At 65.4% G+C, this 9,248-nt stretch carries 8 protein-coding genes and 1 tRNA gene; all 9 read left to right on the forward strand.

What is annotated here, in order from left to right; translation table 11 throughout:
• The first annotated feature begins 33 nt into the window (after nt 1-33).
• The 9 genes from C7I87_RS33860 (at nt 34) to C7I87_RS33905 (ending at nt 8,998) form a co-directional block, all read left to right on the forward strand.
• A complete protein-coding gene (locus tag C7I87_RS33860; protein ID WP_015314714.1) occupies nt 34-726 on the forward strand; it encodes a glutathione S-transferase family protein in 693 nt (230 codons plus the stop codon).
• Nucleotides 707-1,861, forward strand: coding sequence for a tRNA epoxyqueuosine(34) reductase QueG (gene queG, locus C7I87_RS33865; RefSeq protein WP_149908278.1), 1,155 nt, complete (start codon nt 707-709; stop codon nt 1,859-1,861). Before C7I87_RS33860 ends, queG begins: the two co-directional genes overlap by 20 nt.
• On the forward strand, nt 1,858-2,766 hold the full coding sequence (locus C7I87_RS33870) for an SDR family oxidoreductase (protein ID WP_149908279.1): 909 nt from the start codon (nt 1,858-1,860) through the stop codon (nt 2,764-2,766). Before queG ends, C7I87_RS33870 begins: the two co-directional genes overlap by 4 nt.
• Before the next feature lie 64 nt (nt 2,767-2,830).
• Complete coding sequence (gene mepA / locus C7I87_RS33875) at nt 2,831-3,916, forward strand: penicillin-insensitive murein endopeptidase (protein ID WP_149908280.1); 1,086 nt, start codon at nt 2,831-2,833, stop codon at nt 3,914-3,916.
• 184 nt (nt 3,917-4,100) lie between these two features.
• Nucleotides 4,101-5,147 (forward strand): glucokinase, encoded by a 1,047-nt coding sequence (locus C7I87_RS33880; RefSeq protein ID WP_149908281.1) that lies wholly within the window; start codon nt 4,101-4,103, stop codon nt 5,145-5,147.
• A 78-nt stretch (nt 5,148-5,225) separates the two neighbouring features.
• Nucleotides 5,226-7,085: an ABC transporter ATP-binding protein gene (locus tag C7I87_RS33885; protein ID WP_149908282.1), complete on the forward strand. Its 1,860-nt coding sequence runs from the start codon at nt 5,226-5,228 to the stop codon at nt 7,083-7,085.
• Nucleotides 7,082-7,927 (forward strand): 4-hydroxy-tetrahydrodipicolinate reductase, encoded by an 846-nt coding sequence (dapB, locus tag C7I87_RS33890; protein ID WP_149908283.1) that lies wholly within the window; start codon nt 7,082-7,084, stop codon nt 7,925-7,927. The genes C7I87_RS33885 and dapB overlap by 4 nt, the downstream gene beginning before the upstream one ends.
• Before the next feature lie 90 nt (nt 7,928-8,017).
• Nucleotides 8,018-8,638, forward strand: coding sequence for a 2,3-bisphosphoglycerate-dependent phosphoglycerate mutase (locus C7I87_RS33895; RefSeq protein ID WP_149908284.1), 621 nt, complete (start codon nt 8,018-8,020; stop codon nt 8,636-8,638).
• Nucleotides 8,639-8,913: 275 nt separating this feature from the next.
• A tRNA-Leu gene (locus C7I87_RS33905) sits at nt 8,914-8,998 on the forward strand.
• Nucleotides 8,999-9,248: the final 250 nt, after the last annotated feature.

Raw genomic sequence — 9,248 nt, forward strand, 5'->3', positions numbered from 1 at the left:
AACCACACTAGTGCGCTTTATCATCGCGGAACCATGCTGACGCTTTTCCACCATCCCATGTTCGCCACCTGCCGCTTCGTCCGCCTCGCCTTTGGCGAGTATGGCGAGGAGCTGGCGCTGATCGAGGAAAAGCCGTGGACGCGGCGCAAGGAGTTTCTGGCGCTGAACCCGGCCGGCACGCTGCCGATCCTGCTGGCCGAGGGCGACGTGCCGATCATCGGTGCGACGGTCATCTCGGAATATCTCGACGAGACGCGCGGTGTGCTCAAGCGCGACAAGCGGCTGTTCGCCGAGGACCCGATGCAGCGGGCCGAAATCCGCCGGCTGATCGACTGGTATCTCAACAAGGCCGAAAGCGAAGTGACGCGACATCTGGTGCGCGAACGCGTGCTGAAGCCGGTGATGCCGGAAACGGCGGGCGGCGGCTCGCCCGATTCGGGCGCCATCCGCGCCGCGCGCGCCAATATCCGCCAGCACATGAAATACACCAATTGGCTGGCCGGCACCCGTCACTGGCTGGCCGGCGGCAGGGTCACCTATGCCGATCTGGCGGCCGCCGCGACGCTGTCGGTGCTCGACTATCTCGGCGAGATCGACTGGCGCGAACACCCCGCCGCGCGCGAATGGTACACGCGGGTGAAGTCGCGCCCCTCGTTCCGGCCGCTCCTGACCGACCGCGTGCGCGGCCTGTCGCCGGTGTCGCACTATGCGGACCTCGACTTCTGACGCGGCAAAACTGCGTGCGCTGATCGACGCGGAGGCGCGGCGCGCCGGCTTCGATGCCGTCGCCGTAACCACTCCCGATGCCATCCCGCTGGCGCCGGCACGGTTGGCCGAATTCGTCGCCGACGGTTTTCATGGCTCCATGGACTGGATCGCCGAAACGATTGCGCGCCGCAGCGAGCCTTCCACGCTTTGGCTCGACGTGCGCTCGATCATCGTGCTGGCGATGAATTATGGACCTGACCATGATCCGCGCAACCTGTTGTCGAAGCGCGACCGTGGCGCGATCTCGGTCTACGCGAAAAACCGCGACTATCACGAGGTGATGAAGGGCCGGCTGAAGGAGATCGCCGGCAAGATCGTCGCGCGCGCAGGCGGCGACGTGAAGGTCTTTGTCGACACCGCGCCCGTCATGGAAAAACCCCTGGCGGAAGCAGCAGGGCTGGGCTGGCAAGGCAAGCACACCAATCTGGTCAGCCGCGAGCACGGCTCCTGGCTGTTCCTCGGCACCATCTTCACCACGGCCGAACTGGCGCCTGACCGGGCCGAGATCGACCATTGCGGCTCCTGCCGCGCCTGCCTCGACGCCTGTCCGACCGACGCGTTCCCCGCGCCCTATAGGCTCGATGCGCGGCGCTGCATCTCCTATCTCACCATCGAGAACAAGGGGCCGATCCCGCATGAATTCCGCGAGGCGATCGGCAACCGCATCTATGGCTGCGACGATTGTCTTGCGGCGTGCCCGTGGAACAAGTTCGCCAGCGCGGCTTCAGAGGCCAAGCTCGCCGCCCGCGACGATTTGCGCGAGCCTGCGCTCGCCGACCTTCTGGCCCTCGATGACGCGGCCTTCCGCAGCTTGTTCTCCGGTTCGCCGATCAAGCGCATCGGCCGCGACCGCTTTATCCGCAACGTGCTGATCGCCGGCGGCAATTCTGGCGACGCCGCGCTTGCCGCTATCGTCCGGGACCTGCTCGGCGACGCCTCGCCGCTGGTACGGGGCGCGGCAATATGGGCGCTGGCGCGGCTGGTGCCGGAAACCGAATATGCCGAACGGGCCGCAAGCGGCCTGGAAACCGAGGACGACGCCGCGGTGCGCGAGGAATGGCGCCTGGCGCGGCCCAACAGGACGCATGCATGAGCGAAAAGCGGATCTTCATCTTCGGCGCCGGCTATACGGGCAAGGCCTTTGGCCGCGCCAATACTGAAGCCGCCACGATTTTCGGCACGACACGCTCTGAAGAAAAATTCGATGTGCTACGCCAGACAGGCATCGCCCCGTTGCTGTTCGACGGCAAGTTGACGGGCGACATCGGCGATGCGCTGGAGAAAACCACGCATCTGGTGATTTCGATCGCCCCGGAAGACGCCGGCGATCCCGTGCTGAATGCCGCCCGGGACGCGATCGCAGGGATGCCTGACCTGGAATGGATCGGCTATCTCTCGACCGTCGGCGTCTATGGCGATCATGGCGGTGCCTGGGTCGATGAAACGGCCGTGTGCCGGCCGGTTTCGACGCGCTCGATGATGCGGGTCGAGGCCGAGCAGGCCTGGCTGAAACTCGGCCGGGAAATCCACCGGCCGGTGGCGATTCTGCGCCTGTCCGGCATTTACGGCCCGGGCCGCAACGCGCTGGTCAATCTGGAAAACGGCACGGCGAGGCGGCTGGTCAAGCCCGACCAGGTGTTCAACCGCATCCATTGCGACGACATATCAGGCGCGCTCTGGCATCTGGTCGCCGGCAATACGGGCGGCATCTTCAACGTTACCGACGACGAGCCGGCACCGCCGCAGGATGTCGTCGCCTATGCCGCTTCGCTGATGGGCGTTGTGCCGCCTCCCGAAATTCCCTTCGACACCGCCCAACTTTCGCCCATGGCACGGTCCTTCTATGGCGAGAACAAGCGGGTCGCCAACGCGGCGCTCAAGGCGGCGGGCTATCGGTTTCGCTTTCCAAATTACCGGACCGCCTTCGACCATATGTGGGCAAGCGGCGACTGGCGCGACGGCGAGCCGCGCAGCCCGATGAAGAGCGCGAAGCGGTAGGACAATCGAACCGTAGCGCTCGGCGTGGTATGATTGGGCGGTTGCAGGCACGGGGGTGCTATTCATGAAATCGTCGACGCGATCGCTCGGCGCCAGAAATGCGGTGTTGGCGGTGGTGCTGGTCCTGGCGGGCCTCGCGGCGCAGCCGGCAGCGGCCGAGGAACGGGCGAAAGACCTGTTCGGCGCCGAGAAGCTGCCGACCGCCACCGATCCGCAATCCTTCGGCTTCTATTCCAAGGGCTGCTTTGCCGGCGGCGTCGCCATCCCCATGGACGGCCCGACCTGGCAGGTGATGCGACCATCGCGCAACCGCCGCTGGGGTCATCCGGCGATGATCGCGCTGATCGAGAAACTGTCGCGCGATGCCGTCGCCGATGGCTGGCCGGGCCTGCTGATCGGCGACATCGCGCAGCCGCGCGGCGGCCCGATGACATCAGGCCATGCCTCTCACCAGATCGGGCTCGACGCCGACATCTGGCTGACGCCGATGCCCGACCGCCCGCTATCGATGGCTCAGCGCGAATCGATGAGCGCTACTTTGATGGTCGACGAGAAGACTCATCTGGTGAAGGACGCGTTGTGGACGCCGCAGCATACGGCGTTGCTGAAGCGCGCGGCGAGCTACCCGCAGGTCGAGCGCATCCTGGTCAATCCGGGCATCAAGAAAAAGCTCTGCGATACCGTCAAGGGTGACCGCTCCTGGCTACGCAAGATCAGGCCTTTCTGGGGCCACGACTATCATTTCCACATGCGCATCGGCTGCCAGCCGGGCTCGCCCACCTGCAAGGCGCAAGAGGCCACGCCGGATGATGACGGCTGCGGCAAGCCGCTGTCATGGTGGTTCACGCAGGAGCCGTGGCGGCCCAACACGAACCCGGATGCGCCGAAGGCGCGTGACCTGATGACAATGGCCAGCCTGCCCAAGGAATGCCGCGCAGTGCTCGACGCGCCGGGCCCTGCCTCGGCCGAGGTTGCGACCTATCACGGCGGCGCCGAACCGGTCGCGGTGGCAGGGCCGGAACCCGAAGCGCCGTCGCTGCCCGCCACCACGGCAAGCAGCACGGCCGGCCTGCCAAGCGCGGCGAGCGCTTTCACGGCGACGCCGGAGGTCGGCGTGCCGGTGCCGCGCCCACGGCCGCCCGCGAAATGATTGGCGCGCGCCATCCGCAGGCTCAATCGGTTTAGCTGCCCGTTTTGATCAATGAGTGGCCGTTTGGTCGCAGAACCTCTCCCTGCGCGCCGCGGGGTTCGAAAACCGTTTCCCTTTTCAAACTCATGCGCTAGTCAACGGAAGAACGGCGAGACGCCGTCGGGGCGCCGGAACGGACGAGAACATGCCAAGCACAGGCGATGACGAGACTTTGCTGCGGTTTCCGATCCTGATCGGCGATATTGGCGGCACCAATGCGCGCTTTTCGATCGTGCTCGACGCCAATTCCGAGGCCGGCGAGCCGACCATCGTGCAGACCGCCAATTACAACACCATCGACGAGGCGATCCAGGCGGCCGTGCTCGACCGTTCCTCGGTCCGCCCCAATTCGGCGGTGCTGGCGGTGGCCGGTCCGGTCGATGGCGACGAGATCGAGCTCACCAACTGTCCCTGGGTGGTCAAGCCGAGGCAGATGTTCGCCAATCTGGGTTTGAGCGACATCGTCGTGCTCAACGATTTCGAGGCGCAGGCGCTGGCCGTCGTGGCGCTGGGCGAAGAGCATATGGAAAAGATCGGGGGCGGCACGCCGGAGCCCAATGCCGGACGCGTGGTGCTCGGTCCGGGAACCGGTCTCGGCGTCGCCGGGCTGGTCCACGCGCTGCATCACTGGATACCGGTGCCCGGCGAAGGCGGCCATATGGACATCGGGCCGCGCACGCCGCGCGATTTCGAAGTGTTCCCGCATATCGAGAAGCTCGAGGGCCGCATCTCGGGCGAACAGATCCTGTGCGGACGCGGCCTCGTCAACGTCTACCGGGCGGTGGCCAAGGCGGACGGCAAGCCGTCGCCCTTAACCACGCCGGCCGAGGTCACCGGTGCGGCGCTGGCCAAGACCGATCCGGTAGCGCAGGAAGCGCTGGAGACTTTCGTCACCTGTCTTGGGCGCACGGCGGGTGACCTCGCATTGGTGTTCATGAGCCGCGGCGGCGTCTTCCTAACCGGCGGCATTGCCCAAAAAATCGTGCCGGCGCTTAAGGAAGGCAATTTCCGCGCCGCCTTCGAGGACAAGGCGCCGCACAGCGCGCTGATGCGCACCATGCCGGTCTACGTCATCACCCACCCGCTGGCCGCCCTTCTCGGCCTTGCCGCCTATGCCAGGAACCCCTCGCTGTTCGGCGTCCAGACGGCGGGCCGGCGATGGCGCGACGAAGTTAGTCATCCCAAGGCATAGGCAAGCCGGCCGCTTGGCGTTAATAGGGGTGCCGAATTGCCCGGCCACGGGAAGCGGAAACCGACAAAGCCCTCTGATTTGACACTTCAAACTCCAAACAAGCTGAAAGCCCGGCCCGGCGAGGTCACAGCGGTGCTGCGCCGCATTCTCGCTGAGAACAGCCATGACTATCGCTGGACCTATGTGATGGTCATCACCTGCTCGCTGATCGTTTCGGGCACCACCGCCTTCACGGCCTGGATCATGGCCCCGATGGTCAACCAGATCTTCTACGAACGGCGTGGCGATGCGATCGTGTGGATCTGCGCCGGCTTCATGGCGGCCTTCCTGCTGCGTGGCTTCGCCGGTTACGGCCAGGCGGTGGCGCTGGCCAAGATCGGCAACAATCTGGTGGCGCGCTACCAGAAGCGCATCTTCGATCACCTGATGAAGCTTGGCGTCGGCTTCTTCAACGACACGCGTTCGGGCCGGCTGGCGGCGCAGGTCAACGAAAACGTCGGCGGCATCCGCGACCTGCTGTCGTTGACGCTGACCTCGATCACCCGTGACGCTGTGACGCTGATCGGCCTTCTCGGCGTCATGGTCTACCAGGATCCGGTCCTGTCGCTCAGTTCGCTGCTGATCGGGCCGCCGCTGATCTGGGCCGTCGTCTACCTCACCCGTCGCGTGCGGCGCATAACCCGCGAATCCGTGCTGATCAATTCGCGGTTGATCGGCGCCGTGCAGGAAGCCACGCAAGGCATCGCCATCGTCAAGGCCTTCACCATGGAGGACGAGTTGTCGGGGCGCATCGGCAAGCTCGCCAGCGACGCCGAACAGCGCTCCAACAAGATTGCCCGCGTCTCCGAACGGCTGGCGCCGATTTCCGATATGCTGGCCGGCCTCGCCGTCACCTCCGTCATCGCCTATTCCGGTTACCGGGCGCTCGTTCTCGGGCAGCCGCCGGGCGCGGTCTTTTCCTTCATCACCGCGCTGATCCTGGCCTATGACCCGGCGCGGCGCCTGGCGCGCATGCAGGTCGGCATGGAGCGGGCGCTGGTCAATGCACGCATGATCTACGAACTGCTCGACCTCGAGCCGAAGCAGGGCGACGCCCCGGATGCCACGCAGGCGCATTTCACCACCGGCGAAGTGCGCTTCGACAACGTATCCTTCCGATATGTCGAGGAGGCGCCGGTCCTGCAGGGTCTGAGCTTTGTCGCCGCCGCCGGTAAGATGACCGCCGTCATCGGCGCATCCGGCGCCGGCAAGACGACGCTGGTTGCGCTGCTGCAGCGCTTCTATGACGTCGAGAGCGGCACGATCACGATCGACGGCCAGGATATCTCGAAGGTCACCAAACAGTCGCTGCGCGGCTCGATCGCCTATGTCTCGCAGGCCCCCTATTTGTTCGAAGGCACCATCCGCGACAACATCCGCTATGGCCGCCCCTCGGCCACCGATGCCGAGATCGAACAGGCCGCGCGACTGGCCGCGGCCGACGAATTCATCCGCCAGCAACCGCAAGGCTATGACACGCCGGTCGGCGAGAATGGCGCCACGCTTTCCGGCGGCCAGCGCCAGCGCGTATCGATCGCCCGCGCCATCGTGCGCCAGGCGCCGATCCTGCTGCTCGACGAGGCGACCTCGGCGCTCGACAACGAGGCCGAAGCCCGGGTCCAGCAGGCGCTCACCAAGGTCATGGAAGGGCGCACCACCATCGTCATCGCGCACCGCCTGTCGACCGTGGTCAATGCCGACCACATCATCGTGCTGGAACAGGGCCATCTGGTCGAAGAGGGTACGCACGCCTCGCTGATGGCCGACCCGCACAGCGTCTATGCCCGTTTCCACCGGATACAGGGCGTCAAGGGCCTGGGGCTTGTCGACGACAGCGCACCGGCCGAGACTTCGGTTCAGGAATTAGAGACCCAGAACATCGCCGGGAGCACGGCATGAGCGAAACATCGGCAACATCAGGCAAGCCGGACAGCGACATGGGCCTTGTGGTGGTGGGCGCGGCCGGCCGGATGGGCCAGACGCTGATCCGCGCCATCCACGCCATGCCGGGCGCCCGCGTCATCGGCGCGGTCGAGCGTGCGGATTCGCCTCACCTGGGCAAGGACGCCGGCGAACTGGCCGGCGTCGGCCGCATCGACGTTCCGATCGGCGGCGATCCGCTGCCGGTTTTCGCCAGGGCCGATGGCGTGCTCGATTTCACCACCCCGGCCTCATCAGTCGAATTCGCCGGCTACGCGGCGCAGGCGCGCATCGTCCATGTCATCGGCACGACCGGCTGTTCGGCCGACGACAATGCGAAAATCGCTGCTGCCGCGCGCCACGCGACCATCGTCAAGTCGGGCAATATGAGCCTCGGCGTCAATCTGCTGGCGGTGCTGGTCGAGCAGGCGGCGCGTGCGCTTGATGCCGATGATTTCGACATCGAGATCCTCGAAATGCATCACAGGCACAAGGTCGACGCGCCTTCGGGCACGGCGCTTCTGCTCGGCGAAGCTGCCGCCGCCGGGCGCGGCATCGCACTGGCCGGCAATGACGTGCGTTCACGCGACGGCCACACGGGTGTGCGACAAACCGGCTCGATCGGCTTCGCCACGCTGCGCGGCGGCTCGGTGGTCGGCGACCACAGCGTGATCCTGGCCGGCACCGGCGAGCGCATCACTCTGTCCCACCATGCCGAGGACCGCGCCATCTTCGCCCGTGGCGCCGTCAAGGCCGCGCTGTGGGCGCGGGACAAGAAGCCGGGACTCTATTCGATGCGGGACGTGCTCGGGCTCAGCTGAGAACGTCGAACCCCACAAACCTGTTTTAACGCAATTCCGGACGGAAAACCGCTTCACACTTTTCTGGAATTGCTCTCGAAGGGAGCAAAAATGTCGAGAACCCTCGTGCTCGTGCGCCATGGCCAGAGCGAATGGAACCTGAAGAATCTGTTCACCGGTTGGCGCGACGTCGACCTGACCGAACAGGGCCACGCCGAGGCCAAGGCCGCCGGGCAAAAGCTCAAGGCGCGCGGCCTGAAGTTCGACATCGCCTTCACCTCGGCGCTGGTCCGGGCGCAGAAGACCTGCCAGCACATTCTCGACGCCGTCGGGCAGAGCGACCTGAAGACCATTCGCGATCAGGCGCTGAACGAGCGCGACTATGGCGACCTCTCCGGCCTCAACAAGGACGACGCGCGCCAGAAATGGGGCGAGGAGCAAGTGCATGTCTGGCGCCGCTCCTACGACGTGCCGCCGCCCGCCGGCGAAAGCCTGAAGGACACCGGCGCCCGCGTCTGGCCCTACTACCTGCACGATCTGCAGCCGCACGTGCTGCGCGGCGGCACCGTGCTGGTCGCCGCCCACGGCAATTCGCTGCGCGCGCTGATCATGGCGCTGGACGGCAAGTCGGGCGAGGAGATCGTCAAGCTGGAGCTCGGCACCGGCGTGCCTGTGATCTACCAGCTCAATGCCGATTCGACCGTGGCGTCGAAGGAAGTGCTGGAAGGCTGAGGGTCAGCCATTCCCGCAATTCTGAACGTTGGCGCCGCCCTCATTGCCCTGCCGGGCATTTCTCCCCGTAGAAGGGACGCTGGCGCCCTTTTTGCAGCGCCGGCGATTGACGAAATCGCTGATAAGAGCGCCCCTCGCCCCGTCACTATACGGGGAGAGGATGCCGACAGGCAGGTGAGGGGCGGCGCCAGCGCCCGAAACTGAGCCGGCGAGTGGCGGCCTTCGAAAAAAGCGCGTTGACAGCAATCGCTTGCCCGCTTATTGAGCCCGCACCAGCCCAGATGGCGGAATTGGTAGACGCGCACGGTTCAGGTCCGTGTTCCGCAAGGAGTGGAGGTTCGAGTCCTCTTCTGGGCACCATTTTTTCCCGACTACCAACGGGATCAATAAGATAAACCGATGTGAGACTGCTACCGAAGCCACTATGTTTGTTGCGCTTTCGGCGACCGCACCCTAGACTCCTCTTTCCGGTACGCACCGGGAGGCTCCCTTTCAGTTTGGCTTTTGAATCCTTGGCCAAATCGGCGTCAGAGGGGCACGGGGGGAATTCGTCCGCTATCACGTGAATGGGACACCCCGCATGAGACTTCCTGTGTCAACCTGTTGTGAG

The sequence above is a fragment of the Mesorhizobium sp. SARCC-RB16n genome (assembly GCF_008520305.1).
Lineage (GTDB): Bacteria > Pseudomonadota > Alphaproteobacteria > Rhizobiales > Rhizobiaceae > Mesorhizobium.